Origin of the sequence: Exiguobacterium sp. SH0S2 (assembly GCF_004337185.1) — a bacterium.
Taxonomy (GTDB): Bacteria; Bacillota; Bacilli; order Exiguobacteriales; family Exiguobacteriaceae; genus Exiguobacterium; species Exiguobacterium aurantiacum_A.
Window position 1 is genome coordinate 24,596 of sequence record NZ_SJVB01000003.1, and the last position, 23,703, is coordinate 48,298.

At 53.4% G+C, this 23,703-nt stretch carries 27 protein-coding genes; 7 read left to right on the forward strand and 20 right to left on the reverse strand.

Annotation, left to right across the window (positions count from 1 at the left end):
- Nucleotides 1–30 precede the first annotated feature (30 nt).
- Nucleotides 31–402, reverse strand: a complete 372-nt coding sequence (locus EVJ21_RS08770) for an Hpt domain-containing protein (RefSeq protein WP_236633372.1) — start codon at nucleotides 400–402, stop codon at nucleotides 31–33.
- A 146-nt stretch (nucleotides 403–548) separates the two neighbouring features.
- Here EVJ21_RS08770 and EVJ21_RS08775 point away from each other — a divergent pair, with 146 nt between their 5' ends.
- On the forward strand, nucleotides 549–1,484 hold the full coding sequence (locus EVJ21_RS08775) for a magnesium transporter CorA family protein (protein WP_131490359.1): 936 nt from the start codon (nucleotides 549–551) through the stop codon (nucleotides 1,482–1,484).
- Between the two features lie 47 nt (nucleotides 1,485–1,531).
- Here EVJ21_RS08775 and EVJ21_RS08780 read toward each other — a convergent pair whose 3' ends face one another.
- Nucleotides 1,532–2,650: a PP2C family protein-serine/threonine phosphatase gene (locus EVJ21_RS08780; RefSeq protein WP_236636162.1), complete on the reverse strand. Its 1,119-nt coding sequence runs from the start codon at nucleotides 2,648–2,650 to the stop codon at nucleotides 1,532–1,534.
- A 155-nt stretch (nucleotides 2,651–2,805) separates the two neighbouring features.
- Between EVJ21_RS08780 and ytzI the strand changes: the two genes are divergently transcribed.
- The gene (ytzI, locus tag EVJ21_RS08785; protein WP_131439801.1) at nucleotides 2,806–2,973 is read left to right on the forward strand and encodes a YtzI protein; all 168 of its coding nucleotides are present in this window, start codon (nucleotides 2,806–2,808) and stop codon (nucleotides 2,971–2,973) included.
- Between the two features lie 27 nt (nucleotides 2,974–3,000).
- Here the strand turns inward: ytzI and EVJ21_RS08790 are convergent, their stop codons facing one another.
- Complete coding sequence (locus tag EVJ21_RS08790; protein ID WP_131490360.1) at nucleotides 3,001–5,127, reverse strand: DNA topoisomerase III; 2,127 nt, start codon at nucleotides 5,125–5,127, stop codon at nucleotides 3,001–3,003.
- A gap of 127 nt (nucleotides 5,128–5,254) precedes the next feature.
- Here EVJ21_RS08790 and EVJ21_RS08795 point away from each other — a divergent pair, with 127 nt between their 5' ends.
- Nucleotides 5,255–6,124 carry a DMT family transporter gene (locus EVJ21_RS08795; protein ID WP_236633681.1) on the forward strand — a complete coding sequence of 290 codons (870 nt, stop codon included), beginning with the start codon at nucleotides 5,255–5,257 and terminating at the stop codon, nucleotides 6,122–6,124.
- Here EVJ21_RS08795 and EVJ21_RS08800 read toward each other — a convergent pair.
- The 3 genes from EVJ21_RS08800 to EVJ21_RS08810 all read right to left on the reverse strand — a co-directional run bounded on the left by EVJ21_RS08800 (nucleotide 6,119) and on the right by EVJ21_RS08810 (nucleotide 9,749).
- Nucleotides 6,119–7,501 (reverse strand): MATE family efflux transporter, encoded by a 1,383-nt coding sequence (locus EVJ21_RS08800; protein ID WP_131463688.1) that lies wholly within the window; start codon nucleotides 7,499–7,501, stop codon nucleotides 6,119–6,121. The genes EVJ21_RS08795 and EVJ21_RS08800 overlap by 6 nt on opposite strands.
- A gap of 81 nt (nucleotides 7,502–7,582) precedes the next feature.
- Complete coding sequence (locus EVJ21_RS08805) at nucleotides 7,583–8,836, reverse strand: peptidase U32 family protein (protein ID WP_070327090.1); 1,254 nt, start codon at nucleotides 8,834–8,836, stop codon at nucleotides 7,583–7,585.
- A gap of 10 nt (nucleotides 8,837–8,846) precedes the next feature.
- A complete protein-coding gene (locus tag EVJ21_RS08810) occupies nucleotides 8,847–9,749 on the reverse strand; it encodes a peptidase U32 family protein (protein ID WP_131490361.1) in 903 nt (300 codons plus the stop codon).
- Nucleotides 9,750–9,894: 145 nt separating this feature from the next.
- On the opposite strand from EVJ21_RS08810, the gene EVJ21_RS08815 reads away from it, so the two are divergent.
- Nucleotides 9,895–10,692: an SDR family NAD(P)-dependent oxidoreductase gene (locus EVJ21_RS08815; RefSeq protein ID WP_070327908.1), complete on the forward strand. Its 798-nt coding sequence runs from the start codon at nucleotides 9,895–9,897 to the stop codon at nucleotides 10,690–10,692.
- 59 nt (nucleotides 10,693–10,751) lie between these two features.
- Here EVJ21_RS08815 and EVJ21_RS08820 read toward each other — a convergent pair whose 3' ends face one another.
- The 7 genes from EVJ21_RS08820 to rnz are packed head-to-tail and all read right to left on the reverse strand — an operon-like array spanning nucleotide 10,752 to nucleotide 15,413.
- On the reverse strand, nucleotides 10,752–11,108 hold the full coding sequence (locus EVJ21_RS08820) for a hypothetical protein (protein WP_236636579.1): 357 nt from the start codon (nucleotides 11,106–11,108) through the stop codon (nucleotides 10,752–10,754).
- A gap of 2 nt (nucleotides 11,109–11,110) precedes the next feature.
- Nucleotides 11,111–11,656, reverse strand: a complete 546-nt coding sequence (locus EVJ21_RS08825) for a hypothetical protein (RefSeq protein WP_131490362.1) — start codon at nucleotides 11,654–11,656, stop codon at nucleotides 11,111–11,113.
- Nucleotides 11,629–12,591, reverse strand: a complete 963-nt coding sequence (locus tag EVJ21_RS08830; protein ID WP_131490363.1) for an ATP-binding cassette domain-containing protein — start codon at nucleotides 12,589–12,591, stop codon at nucleotides 11,629–11,631. Before EVJ21_RS08830 ends, EVJ21_RS08825 begins: the two co-directional genes overlap by 28 nt.
- On the reverse strand, nucleotides 12,551–13,228 hold the full coding sequence (locus tag EVJ21_RS08835; RefSeq protein ID WP_131490364.1) for a hypothetical protein: 678 nt from the start codon (nucleotides 13,226–13,228) through the stop codon (nucleotides 12,551–12,553). Before EVJ21_RS08835 ends, EVJ21_RS08830 begins: the two co-directional genes overlap by 41 nt.
- Nucleotides 13,206–13,619: a DUF4430 domain-containing protein gene (locus EVJ21_RS08840; protein WP_071397690.1), complete on the reverse strand. Its 414-nt coding sequence runs from the start codon at nucleotides 13,617–13,619 to the stop codon at nucleotides 13,206–13,208. The genes EVJ21_RS08835 and EVJ21_RS08840 overlap by 23 nt, the downstream gene beginning before the upstream one ends.
- Nucleotides 13,616–14,506: a hypothetical protein gene (locus EVJ21_RS08845; RefSeq protein ID WP_131490365.1), complete on the reverse strand. Its 891-nt coding sequence runs from the start codon at nucleotides 14,504–14,506 to the stop codon at nucleotides 13,616–13,618. The genes EVJ21_RS08840 and EVJ21_RS08845 overlap by 4 nt, the downstream gene beginning before the upstream one ends.
- A 1-nt stretch (nucleotide 14,507) precedes the next feature.
- Complete coding sequence (gene rnz, locus EVJ21_RS08850; RefSeq protein WP_131458475.1) at nucleotides 14,508–15,413, reverse strand: ribonuclease Z; 906 nt, start codon at nucleotides 15,411–15,413, stop codon at nucleotides 14,508–14,510.
- Between the two features lie 74 nt (nucleotides 15,414–15,487).
- Between rnz and EVJ21_RS15450 the strand changes: the two genes are divergently transcribed.
- Nucleotides 15,488–15,661, forward strand: a complete 174-nt coding sequence (locus EVJ21_RS15450; protein ID WP_167615642.1) for a hypothetical protein — start codon at nucleotides 15,488–15,490, stop codon at nucleotides 15,659–15,661.
- Nucleotides 15,662–15,706: 45 nt separating this feature from the next.
- Here EVJ21_RS15450 and EVJ21_RS08855 read toward each other — a convergent pair whose 3' ends face one another.
- Together EVJ21_RS08855 and EVJ21_RS08860 are read right to left on the reverse strand one after the other, a co-directional pair.
- Nucleotides 15,707–16,837 carry a M20/M25/M40 family metallo-hydrolase gene (locus EVJ21_RS08855; protein ID WP_131463704.1) on the reverse strand — a complete coding sequence of 377 codons (1,131 nt, stop codon included), beginning with the start codon at nucleotides 16,835–16,837 and terminating at the stop codon, nucleotides 15,707–15,709.
- 171 nt (nucleotides 16,838–17,008) lie between these two features.
- On the reverse strand, nucleotides 17,009–18,007 hold the full coding sequence (locus EVJ21_RS08860) for an aromatic acid exporter family protein (protein ID WP_131490366.1): 999 nt from the start codon (nucleotides 18,005–18,007) through the stop codon (nucleotides 17,009–17,011).
- Between the two features lie 67 nt (nucleotides 18,008–18,074).
- On the opposite strand from EVJ21_RS08860, the gene EVJ21_RS08865 reads away from it, so the two are divergent.
- Together EVJ21_RS08865 and fadH are read left to right on the forward strand one after the other, a co-directional pair.
- Nucleotides 18,075–19,157 carry an N-acetylglucosaminidase gene (locus tag EVJ21_RS08865; RefSeq protein WP_236633383.1) on the forward strand — a complete coding sequence of 361 codons (1,083 nt, stop codon included), beginning with the start codon at nucleotides 18,075–18,077 and terminating at the stop codon, nucleotides 19,155–19,157.
- 90 nt (nucleotides 19,158–19,247) lie between these two features.
- Nucleotides 19,248–20,018 carry a 2,4-dienoyl-CoA reductase gene (gene fadH / locus EVJ21_RS08870; protein WP_201738976.1) on the forward strand — a complete coding sequence of 257 codons (771 nt, stop codon included), beginning with the start codon at nucleotides 19,248–19,250 and terminating at the stop codon, nucleotides 20,016–20,018.
- A gap of 33 nt (nucleotides 20,019–20,051) precedes the next feature.
- Here fadH and EVJ21_RS08875 read toward each other — a convergent pair whose 3' ends face one another.
- Genes EVJ21_RS08875 through EVJ21_RS08895 form a run of 5 tightly spaced genes read right to left on the reverse strand, consistent with a single transcriptional unit; the run spans nucleotide 20,052 to nucleotide 23,578 of the window.
- Complete coding sequence (locus tag EVJ21_RS08875) at nucleotides 20,052–20,639, reverse strand: HD domain-containing protein (RefSeq protein ID WP_131463708.1); 588 nt, start codon at nucleotides 20,637–20,639, stop codon at nucleotides 20,052–20,054.
- Nucleotides 20,639–21,313 carry a metal-dependent hydrolase gene (locus tag EVJ21_RS08880; RefSeq protein WP_131463710.1) on the reverse strand — a complete coding sequence of 225 codons (675 nt, stop codon included), beginning with the start codon at nucleotides 21,311–21,313 and terminating at the stop codon, nucleotides 20,639–20,641. Before EVJ21_RS08880 ends, EVJ21_RS08875 begins: the two co-directional genes overlap by 1 nt.
- Before the next feature lie 38 nt (nucleotides 21,314–21,351).
- Nucleotides 21,352–22,074: an amino acid ABC transporter ATP-binding protein gene (locus EVJ21_RS08885; RefSeq protein ID WP_070327076.1), complete on the reverse strand. Its 723-nt coding sequence runs from the start codon at nucleotides 22,072–22,074 to the stop codon at nucleotides 21,352–21,354.
- Nucleotides 22,071–22,730, reverse strand: a complete 660-nt coding sequence (locus tag EVJ21_RS08890) for an amino acid ABC transporter permease (RefSeq protein ID WP_201738347.1) — start codon at nucleotides 22,728–22,730, stop codon at nucleotides 22,071–22,073. The genes EVJ21_RS08885 and EVJ21_RS08890 overlap by 4 nt, the downstream gene beginning before the upstream one ends.
- Before the next feature lie 56 nt (nucleotides 22,731–22,786).
- A complete protein-coding gene (locus EVJ21_RS08895; RefSeq protein ID WP_131463712.1) occupies nucleotides 22,787–23,578 on the reverse strand; it encodes a transporter substrate-binding domain-containing protein in 792 nt (263 codons plus the stop codon).
- Nucleotides 23,579–23,703: the final 125 nt, after the last annotated feature.

Genomic DNA, 23,703 nt, shown 5'->3' on the forward strand with positions numbered 1-23,703 from the left:
AGGGGCCGCAAAATTGCGGCCCCTCTTTCATTACACCAATCGATTGAAATAGGCGTCCCACTCGACAGCGAACCGTTTCATTTGACGCTCGATGTCTTCAAGCACCGGTTCAAGGTTCTCGACCTCGTTCGTCTCACCGGCGAGTTCAAGTTGTTGGAAATGCGACGCCGTCTCGTCGAGTCCGACCGAATAAGAGGCGCCCTTTAACAAGTGGGCGAGTTGTTCGATTTGTTCATGATCTTTCGTCTCGACCACGCGCTTTAATTCAGGAAACTTCGCCTCGAACTGGGCGACGTACGTCTCTGCAATCTTTTTCAGAAAATCTTTATTTCCACTAGCGATTTGATGGAGCTCTGCTAATTTTTCTTCGTTAAACAGAGCGTTTTGGGGTGTTTGAGTCATCTCCATCCCTCCTTCTACTCATTCCTTCTGACATTCTAACTCACTGTAGTATGTTTTCGAGAGAAAACAAAAAATCTCCTTCTTTGCGATTGCACTCTCCTACTCGCCTACCTATAATAAAGTTGAGCTAAGGTAGGAGGAAGATTATGCTAACGATTTACCGTACCGACGCATCTGGTCGTGTGCACGAGATCGAAGACTTTGACAAAGGAAGTTGGATCCAACTCGTCAATCCGACGAAAGACGAGGCCGATCAAGTCATTGCCGCCTCCGGCATTCCTGAAGACTTCGTGTACGACCCACTTGATATTGAAGAAAAGCCGCGCTTTGAGAAAGATGACGAAGGCCTGCTCATGATCATTGACGTTCCATACGTCGAAGAAGACGATACGGGACGTGCCTATAATACGATCCCACTCGGTATCATCGTCACGGGACGACATTTCATCACCGTCTGTTCGCGTGACCTCGATGTACTCAACTTGTTCGCTAACGGCAAAGCCCGCTTGTTCCGGACAAACTATCGCAGCCGGTTCGTCTTCCAGATTTTGCACCGAGTCAGCATGACGTACTTGCGGTTCCTTCGCCAGATCGACCGGCGAATGGAAGAGCTAGAGCAAGAACTTCAACGTTCGATGCGAAATCAGGAAATTTTCCAGTTGATGAACTTACAGAAGTCGCTCGTCTACTTCATGACATCGCTCAAAGCGAATGACAGCGTTCTCGACCGCATCGTCAAGACGCCGAGTCTTGAGAAGCATGAAGAAGATGAAGACTTGTTAGAAGACGTATTCGTCGAGCATCGTCAGGCGATGGAGATGGCCTCGATTTATAACGACATCATCAGCATTAAGATGGATGCGTTCGGGTCGATCATCTCGAACAACGTCAACTTCGTCATGAAGTTCTTGGCGTCGATCACGATCGTGCTCAGCATTCCGACGATGATTTCCGGGATCTTTGGGATGAACGTCCAAGTCCCGTTCGAAGGTCAATCAATCGGCTTCATCTTTGCCATCACATTGATGGTCGGTTTTTCGAGTCTCGCCTTTTATATTTTATGGCGGAAACGTTATTTCTAGACAAAAGGATGAAATCGTCACGAGCGACGGTCTCATCCTTTTGTCATTTAAATAAGCTTTACCGTGACGAGACACAAGTCGTCGTCAATCTCGATTTTCGGGACGAGCCGTTCGGCAACGTGACGGGCATAATCTAAGCCGTACGTGGCGATGTCTTTTTCAAGCCAACGGATGCCGTCATCGATGTCTTTGCTGTAACATTCCATCAGTCCGTCCGTGTACATATGCAGGACCATACCTGGCGTGATCTTGATTTCTTTCGATTCATAATTCGGTTCCTCGAACATGCCGACCGGAACACCAGTCGTCTCGAGACGAGTCATCCCTTCCGGAGACGTCACGATCACAGGCGGATGGCCGGCATTGACGTACTCGATGCGTTGATTCGTCGTATCGATGTAACAATAGACGGCCGTGAAATAACTTTGCATATCGTCACCCGAAAACAGGAACGTCATCTGTCGGTTCAGTTCGGTCATGACGTCGACCGGGTACTGGACGTTGGCGACAAGGCCTGGCAAGATCGAGCGGATTCCCATCGTGATCAAGGCTGAAGACACGCCGTGACCCATCACGTCGAAGATGATGACGCCGTAACGATCAGGCGCGACTTGGAACCAGGCGTACATGTCACCCGCCAATTTTTTAGATGGCAGGTACAGCGCCCGCATATCGATTTCCGCGCTACTGATTGGTGGGGTCAGCGCGCTCTGCTGAATCTTTTGGGCCAAATCCAGGTCATATTGGAGACGCGCCTCATATTTTTTGCGCTCGTCGACGGCCGCTTTGTAACGGAGCGCCGAGCGAATCCGAGCGAGGAGTTCGGTGATTTTGATCGGCTTCGTCGTATAGTCGGACGCTTCAGCATCTAGCCCTTCGGCAATTTGCTTCTCTTCGGTCCGGCCCGACACCATGATTACCGGCAGTTCTTCATATCCTGTCATTTGTCGAATCCGTTTGCACGTTTCAATCCCTGAGATGCCCGGCATCTCGACATCGAGCAGGACGAGGTCATACAGCGACGGGGCTTGCGGGTCCATGAGGAGCGCGAGAGCATCTTCACCACTTGAGACCGAGACCGTCTCATAATCGTGTTGATGCAATAATTGTTCGAGAACCATCGTATTGACCGGTTCGTCGTCGACAATCAAAATCGCCATAGTCATCCCTACCTTCTCTGTCAGTGTTCTTCTATATGTTATTGTATCATATCTAATCAAGAGACCAACCATTTCAAACCTGTAACAGTTGTGAGAGACTCAAACATGGAGAACGTCTCAGCTTTTTGTCATACTAAGAGAAAGAAAGCGAGGAATGCGCTATGGGATGGATATTTGCCGTGAGCGGATTGATTATTTTACTCGTCTTGGTCGCCTCTGTCGTCGTCATCCAAAAAGGATACGCCTACAAAGACAACAAAGACGACATCGTCCTCGATTACGATGAGATTAATCGCCGCATCACCGAACAAGATCAGCAGGACAAATAGAGCCATCCACGACGGATGGCTCTATTTTTATTTGAATTCGAAACGGAGCGCCCCTTTTTCAAGATAGAGCGTGGCATCAAACGTCTTGTCGCCTTTTTTGAACGCATGAACATTTGACTGCCCGCCGTTGATCATCTGTTTCAGTTCATCTTTCGCGAGTCCGACGCCGAGCACTTGTTTCGACATCGTAAACTTGCAGCCCTCACGATACCCGCTGCACCCGATGAACTTCGGATGCTCGACGAGTCCTTTTCCACAGCTCGGACAGACGCCAAACGACGCTTTTGGCCGCGAGGCAGATTTCTTCCCGAATCGTCTCGGTTCAATCGTATAGCCTTCCGGATTCGCCGCCGCGACTCTCGCTTTGGCTTCCTCCACAAGATGGATCGACATCTTTTTCGCCTGGTCGATGAATTCGGCCGCAGACGCAGACGCCTGTCCGATCTCATGGAGCCGCTTCTCCCATTTCGCGGTCATGGCCGGCGAGGCGAGAATGCTGTCGCCGAGCACATCGATTAACAGACGGCCTTTATCGGTCGGAACGAGCTCTTTCTTTTGAAGTTCAACATAACCCCGCTTCTTCAAGCCATCGATGATGTTCGCCCGGGTCGCCTCGGTGCCGAGCCCCTCGACTTCTTTCATGATATGGATCAGTTCTTCATCATCGAGCTGTTTCCCGGCGACTTTCATCGCCATGATGAGCGCCCCTTCTGTATACCGTTTTGGCGGCTCGGTCTGTTTCGATAACACTTCGACTTTCTTTTCAGTCAACGGCTCACCGAGCGTTAGCGCCGGTAGCTCGACGTCTTTTGACTTCATCTCGACGACTTGACGGTACCCGGGGCTGACAACGACCGTCCCTTTTGCCCGGTATAAGTCTTCCCCGTCCATCAAGTCGACGGTCGTCTTCTCGAGTTTGGCCGGGGGGGCGAACGCTGCGAGAAAGCGGCGGTTGATCAAGTCATACAGGTTCGCCTCATCCCCGCTAAGTCGACCCACATCGCCGCACGCTTCGGTCGGAATGATCGCATAGTGATCGCTCACTTTTTTCGCGTTGACGTAGCGGCTGTTCCGGGACGGGTTCTCGGTCAACACGTCAGCGAGTCCGGCATATGCCGCAGACTTCAACAGCCGTGCTTTCGTTTGGGGGAACAGCGTTGCCTCGTCCGGCGTCACGAAACTGGAATCGGTCCGTGGATAACTGATCCACCCTTTCGTGTACAGCTTCTGGGCGATATCGAGCGTCTTCTTCGCCCCGAAACCAAAGCGTTTGCCGGCCTCAGCTTGGAGACCCGACAGACTGAACCAGAACGGAGGGTGTTCCACTTTCTCTTCTTTATCGATTGATTTTACGATCGCCGTCCCGGTCGCTCGGTTGACGACCGCTTCGGCTTGTTCACGCGTCTTCAACTTCGTCGTCTTGCCGAGCGTATATTTCGCTTTGAACGTGCCCCGTCCTTTTTGGAGCGTCGCTTCGACCTCGAAATAAAGCTCCGGGACGAACTGTTTGATTTCACGCTCCCGATTGACGATCAAGGCGAGCGTCGGCGTCTGGACGCGTCCGAGCGAGAATACGTCTTCAATCCCGATCGTCTTTAACAGCGTCGTATACGCGCGCGATGCGTTCATGCCGACGAGCCAGTCGGCACAGGCGCGGCTCATCGCCTCATGGTAATACGGAATCGTCTGGTCACCAGGCAACAGCTGGGCGAAGCCGCGGTCGACCGCCTGCTCGGTCAAACTCGAGATCCATAAGCGCTCGAGCGGTTTTTTGTTGCCGGCAAGGCGCAAGATGAGACGAACGATCGCCTCTCCTTCCCGCTCGGCGTCAGAAGCGATGATGACGTCCGTGATCGAGCGGTCGTGGAGCCATTTTTTGATTGTCTGGAACGGCTTCGACTTGCCCTTCGAGATGCGATAGTCGAACCGATCTGGGACAATCGGAAGTGATTCATACTTCCAAGACTTCCACTCCGGGCGGTAGTGGGACGGCTCTTGGAGTTCACATAAGTGCCCGACTGCCCAGACGACGATGGCACCTTCCGGGAAACGAGGGCATGCCGCGATTTCAATCTCGTCTTTTCTCTTTTTTGATGGATACGGTGCCGCCAGCTTTTGTGCCTGCGACGGTTTCTCCGCAATGATTAATCTCATGTGATCCCTACTTTCGTTGTCGTTCGAACAATCTCGTCGGAACGACACTTTCGAAAAAGAATGTTTTTTCTCGTATGTTTCATTATATCATTAGAGGAATATGTACAAAACCAAAGGAGGATGCCTGTTGTCTTATTTAATTTTATTTGCCGCCGTCTTTTTCCTGTCGACGAGCGTCTTGTTCGTCAAATGGACGTCCGCTCCGGCGGAGACGGCCGCATTCTACCGTATGCTGTTCTCGAGCCTCATGTTGTTACCGTTTCTCGATTACCGCTCGCTCTTCTCGTTACGCTCGAACACCCGCTACGCGATCTTGCTCAGCGGGACGCTCCTCGCCTTCCATTTCTGGCTCTGGTTTTTATCGCTCGACTACACGACCGTCGCGAGTTCGACGTTGTTCGTGACGTCGAGCCCGATTTTCGTCCTCATCGGGAACGCCCTGTTCTTTAAAAAACATCCGACCCGAAAAGGTTTGGCGTTTGCGCTCGTCGCCGTCCTCGGCGGCATGCTCGTCGCAGCCGGTGATATCCAAATCGGTCGCGACGCGCTCTACGGGGATTTGCTCGCGCTTCTCGCCGCCTTGCTGATCGCCGGCTACTGGCTCGTCGGTCAACACATTCGGACCGAGATGAAGACGAACGACTACTCGTTCAGCGTCTATCTCGTCGCCACGTTCGTTCTCGGTTTCATGTTGCTCGTTCGGGACACGACATTCGTCGGCTTCGAAGCGGTGAATTGGTGGTATTTCATCGCTCTCGCCTTCTTCCCGACGCTCCTCGGCCATAACTTGTTCAACTACGCCCTCGCCCGCGTCAGTGCGACCGTCGTCAGCATCACCATCCTCGGCGAGGCGCTCTGGGGAATGCTGTTCGGGTTCGTCTTCTTCGAGGAACGGCTCGGCGTGATGCAATGGATCGGCGCGGCCGTCTTGCTTGGTGGGATTTACTTATTCCTAAAAGAAGACGCCCGTTCAACAAGAACGGACGTCGTTTCATAAATTGGTCGCTTTCGCTTCTACCTCATCTTCTGACGGACGGAACAGCAGTTTCCGGTCCCAAATCGCCATGCCGACCGCTGTCAGGAAGGTCAAGCCGTCGGCGATCGGGAAGGCGAGCCAAACACCGAACACACCGAAGAAGTTCGGTAAGATAAACACGAGCGGAATCGTAAAGAGCGTCTGTCGAGACAACGACAAGAACATCGCGACCCGGGCTTTCCCGAGTGATTGATAGATGCCGTTGACAAGCATTTGGACGCTCGTTAAAAACGAGACAGCGAACAGGACATGAATCGCCGTCACCCCGCCAGCAATCAAGTTCGCGTCGGACGTGAACATGCGCATGAGCGGTTCCGGGAACAGCTGGAGCGTCAGCCAGATGAAGACCGCAATCGCGATTCCGGCCCGTAGCGCCGTCCAAATCGTCTCGCGCATCCGCTCGAACTGTCGCGCCCCGAAGTTATAGCCGACTATCGGTTGCATGCCTTGGACGATGCCCATGATCGGCATCCCGACGAGCGCCATGAACTTATTCAAAATGGCGAACGTGGCCAATTCTTGGGTCCCCCCATATGTCCCGAGCATGATGTTGACGAAGACGAACAAGATCGATTGCGACACCATCATGACGAACGAGGATGACCCGATTGCCATAATCTCCTTCAACTCGCCGAACCGCAGCCGAAACTTCCGCCATTGGAAGTCGAGCTCGGTCCGGCGATTTTTTGCGAAGAAGAAGCGTAACATGAGCACCGACCCGACGACTTGAGCGAGCGCCGTCGACCAGGCCGCCCCGTAAATACCCCATCCGAACGTGAAGATGAACAGCGGCGTCGTCACCAAGTTGACGACGACGGTCGTGAGCATCACTTTCATCTGATAAGGTGCCTGTCCTTCGGCCCGCACCATCGCGCTCGCCGCGAGCGTGAACATGAAGAACGGCGAACTGATCAGCGTGACCGATAAGTATTGACGACTCAATTCCATGATCTCCGACGTCGCTCCGAACACGGTCAAGATCGAGTCGAGCATGAAGATGGCCGAACTGACCGCGAACGCGGCGAACACGCCTACGAGCACGAGCACGTTCATGAACGTGACGGCGGCACCGGCGTCATCTCCTTTGCCGAGTTTCCGCGAACTGATCGAGGCCCCACCGAGACCGACCGCACTCGAGACGGCCATTAGAATCATTTGAATCGGGAACGCGATCCCGATCGCGGCCACGGCAGCAGGGCCGATGCCACGCGAGACGAAAATCGTGTCAATTATATTATAGAGCGCCGTCACCAGCATACCGATCATCGCCGGCAGCGACAGCTTGAACAGCAGGCGTCCGATCGGATCGGTCCGGAGTTGCTCCGTGTTCTGATTCATCCTTCCATCCCCTTTTTCGTATATGTTAATAGGGTAGCAAGATTGGATGGAACGGTCGACTATGTTGCCTTGACGGATGTGTCAACGGGCACTCGAAGCGGGAACTTTCACTGCTGCCACTTTTCGTTTTCGCATGATGAAGTCGGTCGCGACAGGTTGGTCGACTTTGACGCGTACCGTCATCATCGCCTGGTTCGCCGTCTCGAGCGGCATCCCGGTCTCATCGAATAACTCGTCGATCCGTTGCGTGAAGCGGACGAACCCGGGGCCAAAGAATTCGACTTCTTCTCCGCGGCGGAAATGGTTACGCTGCTCGAGCGTCGCCATGCCTGTCGACGCTTCATACGAGATGACGCGCGCTGCGAACGCATATTGCGGGATGGAACGCGGTTTGCCGAACAGTTGCTCTTTCTCGGTCGGGATGCCGTAATAGAACCCGCTCGCGAGCTCCCGTTGCGCCGCTTTCCAAATCTCTTCTTCCCATGCTGGGTCGAAGACGAATCCTTCAGGATCCGCGCAGTAGGCATCGATGACTTGACGATAGACGTTACAGACGGTCGCCACGTAATGGATCGACTTCATCCGTCCCTCGACTTTCAAGCTATCGACGCCGGCATCGACCAAATCGGGTATGTGCCGGACCATCGCAAGATCGACCGAACTCATCGAGAACGGTTCCTCATCGCGCGCTGCCATGTCGTCTGTCAACAACTCATCCGCCTCGAAGAAGCCGTATTTCCAGCGGCACGACTGGGCACAGCCGCCGCGGTTCGCATCGCGGAGCGCCATATGGTTCGACAGCGTGCAACGTCCCGAGTAGGAGATACACATCGCGCCATGGACGAACGCCTCGATCTCGACGTCGACTTGACGCTTCATCTCTTTGATCTCTTCCATCGATACTTCACGGGCGAGGACGATTCGCTCTAGCCCTTCCTCTTGCCAAAAACGGAGCGTCTCGTAGTTCGTCGCCGACGCCTGGGTCGACAAATGGACTGGAAGACCGGGCGCGTCCGTTAGACAGACCTCGATCATGGCCGGGTCCGAGACGATGACGGCGTCGATGCCGATGTCACGGAGTCGACAGAAGAAATCGCCCGCGCCATCGATATCCCCTTCATGGGTCACCATGTTCGCGGCGACATACACTTTCGCCCCGCGCTCGTGCGCGAATGCGACGCCTTCAGTCATCTCCTCGTATCCGAAGTTGCCGGCCCGCGAGCGGAGCCCGAACTGTTGACCACCGATAAAGACCGCATCGGCCCCGTAAAGAATCGCCATCTTTAATTTTTCTAAGTTTCCTGCCGGAGCTAGTAGTTCTGGACGTTTTTTCATCTTGATTCCCTCACTTGATCTCTTCTGGATTTCGTAACAGCAGTCCGGTCCCAAGCCGGAATTGTTCAGGTTGGAGTTCGGCGAGACGCCGTTCCATGAGCGTGCGGTCGAACTGGCCATTCAACAAATCGGACCGGGCTTTGTCGAACAGACGGACGATGTCGACGAACGCGTCCCCGGCATGCCATCCTTCGAGTTTCCACGTATGCAGTCCGCCTTTTAAGAGCACCGGCAATTGACCCATGAGCGTCAAATCTTCGGAGAAGACGTGCGTCCCATTGTCGTCTTGGTAGACGGGATAGCGACTGTCCGCATCAGACGGTTCGCTCATATAGTACTCGCGCGCTTCCGCGTCTCCTCTCGACCGACCGATCTCATTGAAATAGTTCGTCAATAGCGGTCGTTTCGAGTGATGGATACATGTTGGTCCGTACACTTGAACCTCGACGGGGAGCCCGATCTGCTGTTGAATCATCCCAAGTTCGGTCAGTGTCACTTCACGGGCCGCGACCGCCCCGATGGCGTCGCGCTTACCCCAAAATTGAATGTGTCGCGCCGACGTGACGAGCGTTTGAGCATCGTACCAATAGGGGATATTGGCATTACGGATCAAGCGGACGGCACCTGGATCGCCCGCCGTCACACTGTCGATCCCGATTTGCTTGAGCGCGTTTAAATAATCCGGCAACGCCTCGATTTGATCGTTATGCATCAAATTGTTGACGGCAACCGTCACTTCTTTGCCGTAACGATGGGCGAGCGCTGTGACTTCTCTCACAGCAGGAAGCGACCAGTCACCTTTATGGCGTAAACCAAACGTCGACTCTCCGATATATAGACGGTCTGTCCCCGCCATGATCAGCGCCTCTGCTTGTTCGACGCTTTGTGCTGTAGTAACTAGCTGAATCATCATCTGTTTTTTCTCCTGACTTTGTGAGTCTAATCACATATTCTTGATATACTTTAGCACACGTTCAAGCGTGTCGACGAAGCAGGAATTTAACAACTGGTGAAGAAATCAGTAACAATGTATGACTTTTTAATTGAAGGAGTGGACGATTTTGACAAAAACAGCCTTGATTACCGGTGCCTCGACTGGCATCGGCCTAGATCTCGCCGTCTTAGCGGCCCGAGATGGATTTGACTGTATTCTCGTAGCTCGTAGCGAGCCACGGTTACATGAACTCAAAAAAGTGCTTGAAAAACGATACACGATTAACGTGCACGTATTCGCACTCGACCTATCTGAACACAATGCCGTGAAACGGTTGACGAACGCGATTGACGACGCCGGGCTCACGGTCGATTTTTTAATCAATAACGCTGGTTTCGGTACGGCCGGCGAGTTTATCGAGCTCGATGCGGAAACCGAGGCCGAAGAGGTCCGGTTGAACGTCAACGCCTTGACCGAATTGACGAAAGCGTACTTGCCTGACATGGTCGCCCGCAATCACGGCTATGTCTTAAACGTCGCCTCTGTCGCCGCATTCCAGCCGGGACCGTATATGGCCGTCTATTACGCGACGAAAGCGTACGTCTTATCACTTACAGAAGCGCTCCATGCCGAGACGAAAGGCACAGGCGTAAACGTCAGCGTCCTTTGCCCGGGTCCGACCGACACCGGTTTCTTTAACCGGGCCGGCAGTGAAATGATGGTATCGAAAATGCCGTCTCATCTCGTCGCTTTCTTCGGTTATAAGGGCGTCATGAAAAATAAACGGGTCATCATCCCAGGTTTGTCGAACCAAGCGCTCGTCGGACTCGCGAAAATTATGCCGCGAGCGGTCAGTCTCGAAATTTTACGTCGATTCCAAAAACCGACAGATGCCTCGGTCGAACAGCTCCCGACATCTTGAACCTAAAAAAGCAGAGCGACTCAAACGTTTGAGTCGCTCTGCTTTTTTAGGTTGAGGAATCAGTCGCCATGGCGTGACAGCTGAATCAGACGTCGAATAAAGATAAAAGCTGGTATCACCGTCATGAGCGCCGTCGTGACGACGAGAGACCAGGCGAACACGGCTTCAAGTGTGACCGTTCGGGCTCGTAGCTCCTCGAGAAGATTGACGTTTTGAACGGACAAGACGGTCATCAGTGCCGGCCAGACGCTAGAAGCGAGGATGCTCAACATCGCGTATCGTGTCCGAATGAGCCGACGCGACATCAAGAAGATATTGACGGCCATAAACAATAGTCCGATGAAGAGGAACAAACCGATCTCATACATATTGACGTATCCGCCCATGCTCAACCACCTCACTCGAGTAGTACTCATGTTTACCCGTCTTCTCGGACAAATATGCGAACGAATAAATCATGTAGGACGATCAAAAAGAAGACGTTTGCGATTCCATGCGCCAAATCGAACGGCAAGCTAAGGATGAGCAATTTGATAAAGTCGGCTCCAATCACTTCCGCGAACGACAAGTTCGCCGTCCAGCCGAATAAAAAACCAGAGCCGAGCCCGATTGACCAAAGTAACATGCGCGACCGTAACAAGATCGGTCGTAACAAGTAAACGAGCGTGATCACGAGCAGCCAACCGAGAAACTGATACAAAACGAACGGACCGAGCCCGAGTAAAAGTCCAGATAAAATCGGGACGAATAAAGCGAGCATGCCTGCACTCGTCCATCCAAAATAGAGCGCGGTCAGCATCAATAATGCGGTCGTCGGTTGCACGTTCGGTATGGCCATGAAAAGCCACCGTCCGATGACGGCGAGCGCAAGAAGCTGCGTCAATACAGAAATAGGTGACTTCGTCCGCTCAAACTTCGACAAAAGTGCGAACGCGGTTACGAGGGCGAGGACGTAAGTGACCATAACGTACTCCGATCCACGTACTGTTCGCGCGTGCCGTCAAACACGACCGCTCCGCTCGCCATACATAAGACATGACCTGCCGCCGCAATCAAGCGTTCATCGTGGGTCGCACATAAAACACGCGCCGTCTCGGCTTTTTGTACGATTGCCGCAACGAAGGCGTCGCGTTCGTTCTCCGACAGTCCGACCGTCGGCTCGTCGAGGACGATGAGTGACGACGTGGACGCGAGTACCGCCTGCAACTGTTCGACCCGTCGATTCAACGCTTTTGGGAACGGCCCGTACTCGGGGTCTGCCGGAAGATAGAGCGGCCGCTCTGATAACTTCACTTTCCCGTATAGCGGACGCAGACTCTTCGCCATCAGTTCTAGGAGTGTCGACTTGCCACTGCCGTTCGTCCCGATGCACACCGTTAACCCTGGTCCGTCAGACCGGTACGACACGTGTTCGACCGCGTAGGTGGGTTGCAACGGATGACGATAGGAAACGTCTTTGACGTTAATCGATGCTTCACTAGACGACTTTACGATCGTAAACGCATGTGTTGCACCGCCTTCACGCGACCGGTCCGTATAAGCGACGCTAATCCCGAGCTGTCCTAGCCGCCGAAGCAGCATCGACAGGTGTTCGCTGCGGAATCGATCGAGATAACGGAACGGCTCGATGAGAACGAGCGCATCGGGATTTTCGCCGAGCACGTGAGCGATTCGAACGAGTTGTTGTTCTCCGCTCGAGCATTCATCAAATCGTTTTTTGGACAGATGATCGATTTGCAAGAGAGCTGCCAGTTCGGCGCCGCGCATCGCATCATCACCGGCGAGCAGTGAGGCGACCGAACCGGCGAGCGGGTCATCGAGATTGACGATATGGGCCCGCTCTGAAGCGACCCACTCCTCAATTTGCTGACGTCCGTGCTCTGAGGATAACCAATGCATCTCGCACCCCTCCTTTCGTCAAATACGGGTAAAGCAACCAGATGAGTGGTGACCACTTAAGCGCCGCCACAAAGCAAATAAACAGGATGAACAGATGAACGAGATCATCGCCTTGGAATGAACGTAGGCGCGGCAACGCGTATACGGGTTCACGGCGCTGGCTGTCAATCCCGACGACGATCGCTTCTCGCCAATCTTGTCGCTGGTGACTGCGGAGCGACAAACGGATGGCCCGTTCCATCGACGGGACGAGCGCCCAAGCACCGTACAGCAACCGGGTCGATTGCGGAAAGCGTCGCAAGAGCGGCAATAGCCGTTCTAATCGCATGAAACGGCTCGCCCAAACCATTCCGAATAAAAACGTCGCCAAGCGGACAATTTGGTCGCTGAGCGCACGGATGGAGACGTCCCACTGGAGCAAAATCGGTGCGAGCGAGATCAGCGCGAACGCGACAAGCAGACCGAGCATCGCGACGGGAAAGCGCCGCTCCAACAGTAACAACAAGACCAGCCCGGCGAGCAGACTTAACGAACCGTTCACATGGATCAAGACGTACAGATGGACGAGTAGAAAGAAAAGGAGCGTGACAGCATGTCTACGCTCCCAATCCGCCTCATTCGAAGAAAGAAATCGCATCTTCTTCAAACCGCCATTGGATAATATCGGTGGACTCGACTTCTTTTGCAGCCGCCCCTTCATCGCCAGGGCTGCCGTTAAAGGCGTACACCCAACCAGATGACTGACCGGCCGATTTTTCTTGAATCCCGTCGATTGCCGTGACGTAGGTCATCTCCCCGCTTCCGACCGAATCAATCGGCAATTCTGTCGCCTTGAGGGCATCGAGCACCGTCGACCCATCCTCTAGGCAGACACTTTTCTCATGGTACAACGTCTCTTCTGTCGACGCGTCGTAAACGGAAATTGTCGGTTCGACGTCACAAGACTCACTTTGTCCGTTCGATGTCTCTTCTCCAGCACAAGCTGCCAATAAAGGTATCATCATACCCATGATGAGCAATTTTTTCATTGATCCGTCAAATCCTCTCGTTGGTGGATGGAGTAGTTGTAAAGAATCGTATATTTTTCGCCTGTCGTTCTGCCTTCACGGGTCAAACCGGTCAATTGAATACTGTTGGCGAGCACGGGTTCGCGCTGGAGCCAGAATTTGACGATTCGTCCGTCCCGGTTGATCATGAGCATCGCTTCGTTCTCGAACGTGTACATGTCGTACAGTCCGTCAAATGAGAGCTGCAAGAGCGGTGCCTCGACTTGTTTGGCAAAGTCTTCCCACGCTGTCCCCCGTACGGCTTCGATCACGTGTTCGAAGTCAACGAGCTTCTCGAAAAAGGCTCGACCGGAACTTTTGTTCATCTCATCGACTTGACGATATTCAAGTTCCCCTGAGTCGTCATAGTTGATGCGGATTTGCTGGAACGAGCTGCTGCGTTCGACCATGAGCAAATACTCGAGTGACTGCAGTTCACCGTCCCGGTCGACGACTATCTTGCTACGATCGAGCTTGATCACCTCGCCGTTGATCCGGCGTAAAATCGTATCTGTCATCCGGTCGAACGACTCGTCTTGCACCGACACCGGCCCGATTTGTTGAGATTCGGCCCGGAATTCGGATTGGTCGAACAAAGGTACGAACAGTAAAACGATGAAGAAGAAGAAGCCGACGAGTGCCCCGTACCATTTATACCGGCTGTTTCGTTTTGGAAAGAACAAGAATGACATCAAAAATCCGATTGGGATATGAAACCCGCCGATCGGAAACGAAACGATTCCGAGCAACGAGTAGAATAAGAACTTGGCGAAAAAGTTCGGTTCTGGCTCTTTCAACTGATTCAATCTTACACCTAGCAACAGGCTGATGACGATGAAACCTAGCCAAACGTATAGTTGTATTGTCACATCAATCCCCCACTATAAACTCGGAAAAGTCGGTTGCCACATGGCTATCCGCAAACCCAGACACGACCTCGGCCTCAAATTCTGCTTCCCGGCCTTGGTAGCGGGCCGAGATATGGGTGACGATCAACCGGCCCGCTCCCGCCTCGTTCGCGAGCCTTGCGGCTTCGACCGTCGTCGAGTGACCATACTGTCTCGCAAGTTTTGACTCCCCTTGCATAAACGTCGCCTCGTGGACAAGAACGTCGGCAGCTTGTGCGAGCACGAATGCATTCTCGCACGGAGTCGTATCCCCTAAGATGGCGACGATCGCTCCACGGACCGATTCTGTGACATATTCTTTAGACGCGTATGTTTTCCCTGCAAATTCAAACGTGTCTGCTTGTTTGATTGTCCGATAGACTGGACCGCTCGGAATACCGAGTGCTCTCACTTTGTCGACGAGGAGCGTCCCCGGACGCGCCGGTGCCTCGATGCGAAACCCGTAAGATGGAAAGCGATGCGCGAGCTTCCGCACCGTGACGAGGTGACCGTCTTGCTCGAACGTGTCCCCGTCCTCATATTCGACAATCGTCAGGTCATAGCCTAAATATGAACCGGTCAGTTTCAACGTCAGCTCGAGCCATTGCTTGATGCCACGCGGCCCGTACAGCGTGAGCGGATCCTTTCCGTCGAGGGCGGAACGCGTCGATAAGAAACCTGGCAACCCGAAGACATGGTCCCCGTGTAGATGCGTGATCCAAACAGCCGATACTTTTCGCGGTTTGATCGTGGTATGGAGAATCTGGTGCTGGGTCGCCTCCCCGCAATCGATCAGCCACGTCTGTTTAGGCAATGTAAGTGCGAGCCCGGAAACGTTCCGTTGTTTCGAAGGCATGCCTGAACCAGTTCCTAAAAAATGTAACTTCATAAATATATTTGTCCTTTCTGCTAGCCTAATCCATGCTATACTTGAGTCACTCGTTGAAAAGGATGTGATCCGTGATGAATAAAGTTGAACATTCCGATGCTTTGTATGAAGTGATTCGGGAACGAGCGACTTCAATGAATCGCAAACACCAACAAGATGCAGGCACCTCGATCCGAATTCACGACATAGCGACCGAACTTCACTGCTCAGACGAACTCGTCTTAGAATCGTTGGAGTTCGCCGCATAAACACACGAACACATAGGAAGAGCCGACTTAGCGTCGGCTCTTTTTTTAGTTTGTTTCCCGTGTTGCGACTTGCTCGACAATTTCAACAACGAGTTCAATTAACTTATACAGTTCGACGAGTGGCATGCGTTCGTTCGTCGTATGGATTTCTTCATACCCGACAGCAAGGTTAACCGTCGGAATGCCTCCACCGGCGATCACGTTCGCATCTGAGCCCCCGCCCGAATGAAGGATACGAATCGGACGTCCAATCGCTGTCGCCGCTGACTTCGCCACTTCGACGACCTCGTCGCCTTCTTCGAACTTGAAGCCCGGGTACATGATGTCAATCTCGACTTCAGCACGACCACCGTGCGTCTCAGCAACTTCGATATACGCTTGCTTCATCGCTTCAGCTTGCGCTTCCATCTTATCGTGGATAAGCGAACGGGCCTCGGCGAGCACTTCGACGTAATCACAGACGATATTCGTCGCGCGTCCGCCTTCGAAGCGTCCGATGTTAGCCGTCGTCTCTTCATCGATCCGGCCGAGCTTCATTTTTGCGATCGCTTTTGCTGCGATTTGAATCGCCGAGACGCCTTTTTCTGGGGCGACACCGGCGTGGGCCGTCTTCCCGTAAATTTTCGCGTTCACTTTTGCTTGGGTTGGAGCTGCCACGATAATATCGCCGACCGGTCCGTCCGAGTCGAGGGCGAAACCGAATTTCGCATCGATTTTCGAGAGGTCGAGCACTTTCGCACCGACGAGACCCGATTCTTCACCGACCGTGATGACGAACTGGATCTGACCGTGTGGAATTGCCTCCTCTTTCAAGACCCGAACGAGTTCGATCATCGCTGTAAGCCCCGTCTTGTCGTCGGCACCGAGAATCGTCGTCCCGTCTGTGACGATATAACCGTCTTTAATACTCGTTTTGATGCCTTTACCTGGTGTGACCGTATCCATGTGGGCCGTGAAGTAAATCGGGTCAACGCCCTGTTTCGTCGCAGCCAACGTGACGATAAGATTGTTTCCTGAATGCGCAGTTTTTGTCGATGCGTCGTCTTCGTAGACGTCACATCCGAGTTCTGTGAAGACCGACTTTAAATGCTCACAGATGACCGCTTCTTCTTTTGTCTCTGAATCGATGCTGACCAACTGTAAAAATGTGTCCAGCACACGTGTCTCGTTTACCATAAAAACATCCCTCCATCCAAACATTTCTTGGTTATTATAACAAACTCATGTCGTTTGCACGAACCTTTTCCATTCTGTACAATGAGGTCAAACACGTTTTGGAGGATCCTCATGAGAAAAAAACAACAAAAACGACAACGCATCATTCAAATCGGCGTCGTCGTCATCGTATCAATCTTCTTGCTTAGCACGTTTTTGTCGGGGATGGCCATGTTCCTGTAACAGGAGAATGTACCGTTCTTTCAAGATCAAGTAACTCTTCACATCTGACAAAATATTGAGCAGCGACGAGCGTACCTCAAATTCCTCACGCGATGTGGGGAGAGGTACGTTTTTTCGATAATGGTCGATGATTTCCTCGAGCTCGCGAAGAAACGCCGAGGCGTCAGCCTGCTCGTTGACGTTGTCGCCGACGCGGCGTAAAAATGTGGCGACGGGTTTCGCCTCATTGACGACCATCGTGATCTCCCGCGCATTATCAGCAATCCGCTTCAAAATGTCGTACTGGCGCTCGCGCATCCGGAAGTATAGATAGTCCATGTCTTCGTTGCGCTTCCCGATCGAGTTTCCCATCCGGCGGAGGGCCAAGTCTTTCCCGTTCTTTAAATAGTCACGCGTCTTCAACAGCATCATCGAATGGTTATTGTACACACCGGTCTCGACACAGGCTGCGACGTCATAGAAGTGGACCGCGAGCGCCCGATTGATACTCTCTTTAATGCGCTCGATGTCTTTATCGAGCGTCGGCATATACATGTTGACGACGAGTCCGACGCCAACCCCGATCGCGATCAACAGGAGTTCGTTCAAGAACAAGTCGAGTGAGAACCGTCCTTCGGTGTACAGATGGGTCAAGATGACGACACTCGTGATCATGCCGTCCTGCAGTTTGAGCTGTTGAACGAGCGGGATGAACATGACAAAATAAAGTGTAAGCGTCGCCGGCGAATAGCCGAGCAGCGTGAACATCAACGCGCCCATCCCGATGGCGAGCAAGCTTGCCATGACACGTTCATATGAGGCCCGAAATGACTTCTTGCGCGTCTCTTGGATACTGAGGATGGCGATGATGGCCGCGAAGACGTAATAATCGAGATGGATCGTCTCAGCGATGAGCATCGCGATCCCAGCCGCGACCGCCGTCTTTAACGTACGTGTACCAATTTTCATATCATTCCCTCCTCTCATACAAAATTGTTTACTAGTTTTCTCTGTTTGGCAATCCTCAAGTTTGGAAGTGATCCTATTGAAGAAAAAACAACGACGCCGGCTCTTGCCCGCCCTGCTCAGCTTAGCACTTGCCATCTTCGGCTTTCTTTGGTTACAAGAGCGAGGCAACGGGACGTACACCGTCGAGACGTTCGCAGATGGTGACGTCTCGTCCCGTCACTTCGAGTCGCTCGCTGAAGCCCGCACCTATATGGAACGCGGCGGCAATCGCGCCTTGCTTGGCCCGTCCGGCGAAGTCATCGACTTTACCGGCACCGGCATCGCCGTCACGCCGACTGACCGGGTCACGAACCTGTATAAAGATGCCGCGTTCAAGGAGCGGCAGTCGTACGTCGCCGGCGGCACCCGGCTTAGGCTCGTCGGAAAGGGTTCTGACCATTTGCGAGTCACCATCTCCGGTGCCGACGTGTACGTACCGCTGGCCGACATGACGCTATACCCGGACGCCGTCGTCGAGAAACGCGGCTATTACGAGATGCGGGACGGACAAGTGCTCCATACCGTTGAAGCGAACGGGAACTTGGCTGGGACGTTTTTGGTCGGACCCGCCCCGCAGGAAACGTCGGACCGGTTTTATACCGAAAACGTCCGGGACGTCTTCGATTCACCGTACCAATTCGCCTCGATTCAGTCCAAATCGCCGTACTCGGCCCGCGAACTCGATCAATTTCTCGCCACGCTCGGTGACAGTCCGCTCACCGGAAAAGGTGATGCCTTCAAGGACGCCGAAGCCGAGTTCGGTATTAACGCCCTGTTCTTACTCGCCGTCGCCGGTCACGAGTCGGGATACGGGACGTCCGCGATCGCCCGCGATAAAAATAATCTCTTCGGGTTCAAAGCGACAGATGACGACCCGAGCGGCAACGCCTCGACGTTCGCTTCAATCGAGGCGAGTGTCGATGCTGCGGCCCGCTTGTTCGCCGAGAAGTATGTGACCGGATCGTACGACCGCGGCCCGTTCCCCGGCAACAAGCAAGAAGGTGTCAACGTCTTCTACGCCTCGGACCCGTATTGGGGCGAGAAAGTCGCCGGGACGATGTATCGCATCGACCGCAAGCTCGGATTAAACTATTTGGAACAGCTCCAGTGACGGCCAAACGGCCGTCGCTTTTTTTTTGCAGGAATCCCTAGAGTCAAACCCGAATACTAAAAATGAACGACCATTCATTCAAAGGGGGAGATTCATTTGAAAACGATTTGGATTACCGGCGGTTCGTCCGGCATGGGGAAAGCGATGGCGCTAAAATTTAAAAGCGAAGGCTGGAACGTTGCCATCAGCGGCCGTAACGAAGAGCGCCTGCAAGAAACGATGGGTGAACTCGAGGCGATCGGTGCGGGTCAAGCGTTACCCGTCCAACACGACGTCCGCGATTACGAGGCGTGCGCCCAAGCGCTCGATCAGATTGTCGAACGATTCGGTCCGGTGCATGCGCTCGTCAATAACGCCGCCGGCAATTTCGTCTGCCCGATGCTCGATTTGACACCGAACGGTTGGACGAGTGTCATCGACATCGTTTTGAACGGCACGTTCAACTGTACGCACGTCCTCGGAAAGCACTGGGAGCGCGAACAACTCCGTGACGGTTCGATCATCAACATGGTCGCGTCGTACGCGTGGCAGGCAGGTGCTGGTGTCGCACCAAGCGCCGCCGCTAAAGCAGGCGTACTGAATTTGACCCGGACGCTCGCCGTCGAATGGGGCTATCAGTTCGGGGCCCGCGTGAATGCGATCAGCCCGGGACCGATCGAACGGACTGGCGGGGCCGACAAACTCGCCGTCCACGTCAAAGAAGTCGAGCGCATCCGCCGCAACGTCCCGCTCGGCCGCTTCGGGACACCGGAAGAGATCGCTGACCTCGCTTTCTGGATGACGTCGGATGAGATGCGTTACTTGAACGGTGAATGCATCTCGCTCGACGGCGGGCATTGGCTCAATAAACATCCATTTTAACGCCAAACGGCCGAGGATCCCTCCTCGGCCGTTTTACATATCTTCGCCAACCCATTCCGCCTCGAACTGCTTCAAGAAAGACGTCATGAACGCGTGACGGTCGCGGGCGATCGCTTTCGCCCGGTCCGTATGCATCCCGTCTGCGAGCAAGAGCAGTTTGTCACTAAAATGCGCGATGGCGCTCGACGGGTCGGCCGGATCATAGAGCGGTGTGCCACGTGATCCGGCATACTGGAACGTCCTGGCGATGCCGATCGCACCGACCGCATCGAGCCGGTCTGCGTCTTGAATGATCGCACTCTCGAGCGTCGTCGGCAGTCTGCCTTGCGAGAACGACGTCTCCGCGATGACGGCGAGTATGTGATCCGTCTGGCTTGTACTGAGGGCGATCGTCTCGAGATGATGCCGGACGAGCCCTTTGGCTCGACCGAGTTTCGCGTCCTCGACGTCATGAAGCAGCGCCGCGAGTGTGACGACGAGCGGGTCGACCGCCATCCCTTCAGCGAGATGTTCGGCGAGCCGACGCACCCGTTCGAGATGACTCATGTCATGCCCGGTATGATCCCCGGTATGAAGCTTCGTCACGAAGCGTTCGGTCGCTTGAATCGCTTGACGCGCCATCAAATCTCGATCGTCGTGTTCGGTTCGATCAACAGACCGCGCTGATGTAACTGGTCACAGAAGGCACGTGCATCTTGTTTGATCGGTGGGAACGTATCGAAATGAATCGGGACGATTCGTTTCGCCTGCAGCCAATGGGCGGCATCGAGCGCGTCAACCGGCCCCATCGTGAAGTTGTCCCCAATCGGCAGGAAGGCGACGTCGATCTCGAACCGTTCACCGTACAGTTTCATGTCCGAGAACAATGCCGTATCACCCGCATGGTAAAGCGTCAGCGAGTTCGTCTCGATGATGAAGCCCCCCGGCATCCCCATATAGACCGGGACGTCGCCCATGTCAAGGCTCGAGCTGTGGAACGCCTGCGTCATCGTCACACGGCCGAACGGGAAGGAATACCCGCCCCCGATGTTCATGCCGTGGACCGAATAGCCTTTTTTCTCGTAATAGGTCGCGAGTTCATGTGTCGCGACGATCGTCGCGCCCGTTTCTTTCGCGATCAGTTCGACGTCCTCGATATGATCAAAATGCGCATGCGTCAACAAGATGTAGTCGGCTGTCAATGTCGCCGGGTCGACGTCTGTATGCGGGTTACTCGTCAAAAACGGATCGATCAAGACGCTCATTCCGTCGATATCGAGCTGGACTGTCGCATGGCCATAGTAAGTGATCTTCATTCGAATCCTCCCTTTCTGGTGTCAGATGGAACGTGTCATCACAAGACTTTTTCTAAGAACCGTTTGGCTCGGTCCGTCTGCGGGTTGAGGAGCAGGTCGGCCGGTTTGCCTTCCTCCATCAAGATGCCTTCATCAAGGAACAGGACACGGTCAGCCACTTCACGGGCAAAGCCCATCTCGTGCGTGACGACGACCATCGTCATCCCTGAATCGGCGAGTCCTTTCATGACGTCGAGCACTTCATTGACCATCTCCGGGTCGAGCGCCGACGTCGGCTCGTCAAACAGCATGACGTTCGGCTCCATGGCAAGCGCCCGGGCGATCGCGACACGTTGTTTTTGTCCGCCTGACAACTGACTCGGATAAGCATCGATCTTCTCCGATAATCCGACACGCTCGAGCAACGTCTTCGCTCGTTCGATCGCTTCAGCCTTGCTGACTTTCAACACGTTGATCGGTGCGTACGTCAAGTTGTCGAGCACGTTCATATGCGGAAACAAGTTGAACTGTTGGAACACCATCCCGATATTTTGCCGTGCCTTCGAGACGTTGGCCCCTTTTTTCGTCAACTCGTATCCGGCGACGCTGACCGTTCCGCTTGTCGGCACTTCGAGCATGTTCAAGCAACGTAAGAACGTCGACTTACCGGAACCCGACGGACCGATGACAGCGACGACTTCTCCTTTTTCAATCGAAGTCGTAATCCCTTTCAACACTTCAAGGTCACCGAACTGTTTGTATAAATCCTTTACTTGTATCATCTGCCATCACTCTTTCTTAACCGTTTTTCAAGACGTTGACCAAAGTATGTCAACACCATTACTATCGTAAAGTATATCACACCGGCGAACAGGAGCGGTTCGAAGTAGATCGCCTTCTGTCCTCCGACGATTTGGGCCCGGCGCATAATATCGAGGACGCCGACCGTCGAGACGAGTGCCGACTCTTTCGTGAGCGTGATCATCTCGTTGACGAGTGCAGGCAAGATGTTTTTAAACGCCTGCGGCAAGATGATCGAGCGCAGCTGTTTGACATAAGGGACACCGAGTGCGTCAGACGCTTCCCACTGGCCTTTGTCGACCGCTTGAATCCCGGCCCGAATGATCTCCGAGATGTACGCCGCCGAGTTGAGCGAGAAGGCGATGACGGCCGATTGATAAGGTGTCGTGATAAAGCCCGTCAACTGCGGCAAGCCGAAGTGGATGATGGCGAGTTGCAAGATGAGCGGTGTTCCCCGGAACACGGCCGTGTAGGCGTGTCCGATGAAGTTGACGAGACGGTTCGGCACAATCTTGAACGTGGCCACGACGACACCGAACGTGATCCCGAACAGCGCCGAGACGAGCACGACTTGGAACATGACCGGGATCCCTTCAAGAATGTACGGCATAGAATCATAAATCCGACTAAAATCCATTATAAGTTCCTCCTAAAAAAGGCTGACTGATGTTTTCAGTCAGCCTTAATCCATAATTATTCAGCTGGTGCTGCCTCTTCTTCGAACCATTTTTGAGCTAACTTCTCGATTTCTCCTGATTCGATCAATTTGTTCAACTCTTCGTTGAACTGATCGCGGAGCTCATCGTCTTTACGGAAAGCCGCGGCCGAGCCGGCTTCTTCTTCGTCAACGATTTCAAACGTCGCTAGCTCGCTGTCTTGGTCGAGGTACTTCTTCGCGACCGTGTCTTCGATGACCATTGCGTCGATGCGGCCTGTCTTGATCTCTTGAATGATCTCAGGGATCTTGTTCAAGGCGACGATTTCCGCGCCGGGGATCTGGTCTTTGGCAATCCCTTCTTGGATCGAACCGAGCTGGACGCCGACTTGTTTCCCGTCTAGGTCTTCAAGCGTTTGAATCGCGTCGCCTTTTGATAGAATCAAGTTTTTCGCCGTGAAGTAAATATCTGTGAAGTCGGCGTTCTCTTTCCGCTCTTCAGTCGGCGTCATGCCCGCCATGACGAAATCGACGCGTCCGGCGTTCAAGGCCCCGAGCAAGCTACCGAAGTCCATATCTTCTATTTTCAATTCATAGCCCATGTTGTCGGCCACTTGTTTGGCGATGTCGATATCGAATCCGACGATCTCGTCACCGCTCGCCGTATCGACGAACTCATAAGGGAAGTAATCCGCGCTCGTCCCCATGACGAGGACTTTGTCGTCTTCCTCATTCGTCGACGATGACCCGCCTTCATTGACGTCGGCGCCACAGGCGACCGAAAATGCAGCCAGTGCTGCGATACATAATGCTAGAAAACTTTTTTTCATGTTCATTTTCCCCTTTTCAACAAGATGGAATTGTCAGAACTTTAACAAAATTATGACATATTTGTTTTTCTGTCTCAATAGTTCTTTCGCTCTTCATATGTCTGACTTGTCTTCAACCACTATAT

Excerpts from the sequence above, each read along its gene's own strand:
- EVJ21_RS08770 (WP_236633372.1), bottom strand. The coding sequence starts at position 402 with ATGACTCAAACACCCCAAAACGCTCTGTTTAACGAAGAAAAATTAGCA.
- EVJ21_RS08775 (WP_131490359.1), top strand. The coding sequence starts at position 549 with ATGCTAACGATTTACCGTACCGACGCATCTGGTCGTGTGCACGAGATC.
- EVJ21_RS08780 (WP_236636162.1), bottom strand. The coding sequence starts at position 2,650 with ATGACTATGGCGATTTTGATTGTCGACGACGAACCGGTCAATACGATG.
- ytzI (WP_131439801.1), top strand. The coding sequence starts at position 2,806 with ATGGGATGGATATTTGCCGTGAGCGGATTGATTATTTTACTCGTCTTG.
- EVJ21_RS08790 (WP_131490360.1), bottom strand. The coding sequence starts at position 5,127 with ATGAGATTAATCATTGCGGAGAAACCGTCGCAGGCACAAAAGCTGGCG.
- EVJ21_RS08800 (WP_131463688.1), bottom strand. The coding sequence starts at position 7,501 with ATGAATCAGAACACGGAGCAACTCCGGACCGATCCGATCGGACGCCTG.
- EVJ21_RS08805 (WP_070327090.1), bottom strand. The coding sequence starts at position 8,836 with ATGAAAAAACGTCCAGAACTACTAGCTCCGGCAGGAAACTTAGAAAAA.
- EVJ21_RS08810 (WP_131490361.1), bottom strand. The coding sequence starts at position 9,749 with ATGATGATTCAGCTAGTTACTACAGCACAAAGCGTCGAACAAGCAGAG.
- EVJ21_RS08820 (WP_236636579.1), bottom strand. The coding sequence starts at position 11,108 with ATGAGTACTACTCGAGTGAGGTGGTTGAGCATGGGCGGATACGTCAAT.
- EVJ21_RS08825 (WP_131490362.1), bottom strand. The coding sequence starts at position 11,656 with ATGGTCACTTACGTCCTCGCCCTCGTAACCGCGTTCGCACTTTTGTCG.
- EVJ21_RS08830 (WP_131490363.1), bottom strand. The coding sequence starts at position 12,591 with ATGCATTGGTTATCCTCAGAGCACGGACGTCAGCAAATTGAGGAGTGG.
- EVJ21_RS08835 (WP_131490364.1), bottom strand. The coding sequence starts at position 13,228 with ATGCGATTTCTTTCTTCGAATGAGGCGGATTGGGAGCGTAGACATGCT.
- EVJ21_RS08840 (WP_071397690.1), bottom strand. The coding sequence starts at position 13,619 with ATGAAAAAATTGCTCATCATGGGTATGATGATACCTTTATTGGCAGCT.
- rnz (WP_131458475.1), bottom strand. The coding sequence starts at position 15,413 with ATGAAGTTACATTTTTTAGGAACTGGTTCAGGCATGCCTTCGAAACAA.
- EVJ21_RS15450 (WP_167615642.1), top strand. The coding sequence starts at position 15,488 with ATGAATAAAGTTGAACATTCCGATGCTTTGTATGAAGTGATTCGGGAA.
- EVJ21_RS08855 (WP_131463704.1), bottom strand. The coding sequence starts at position 16,837 with ATGGTAAACGAGACACGTGTGCTGGACACATTTTTACAGTTGGTCAGC.
- EVJ21_RS08860 (WP_131490366.1), bottom strand. The coding sequence starts at position 18,007 with ATGAAAATTGGTACACGTACGTTAAAGACGGCGGTCGCGGCTGGGATC.
- EVJ21_RS08875 (WP_131463708.1), bottom strand. The coding sequence starts at position 20,639 with ATGGCGCGTCAAGCGATTCAAGCGACCGAACGCTTCGTGACGAAGCTT.
- EVJ21_RS08880 (WP_131463710.1), bottom strand. The coding sequence starts at position 21,313 with ATGAAGATCACTTACTATGGCCATGCGACAGTCCAGCTCGATATCGAC.
- EVJ21_RS08885 (WP_070327076.1), bottom strand. The coding sequence starts at position 22,074 with ATGATACAAGTAAAGGATTTATACAAACAGTTCGGTGACCTTGAAGTG.
- EVJ21_RS08890 (WP_201738347.1), bottom strand. The coding sequence starts at position 22,730 with ATGGATTTTAGTCGGATTTATGATTCTATGCCGTACATTCTTGAAGGG.
- EVJ21_RS08895 (WP_131463712.1), bottom strand. The coding sequence starts at position 23,578 with ATGAAAAAAAGTTTTCTAGCATTATGTATCGCAGCACTGGCTGCATTT.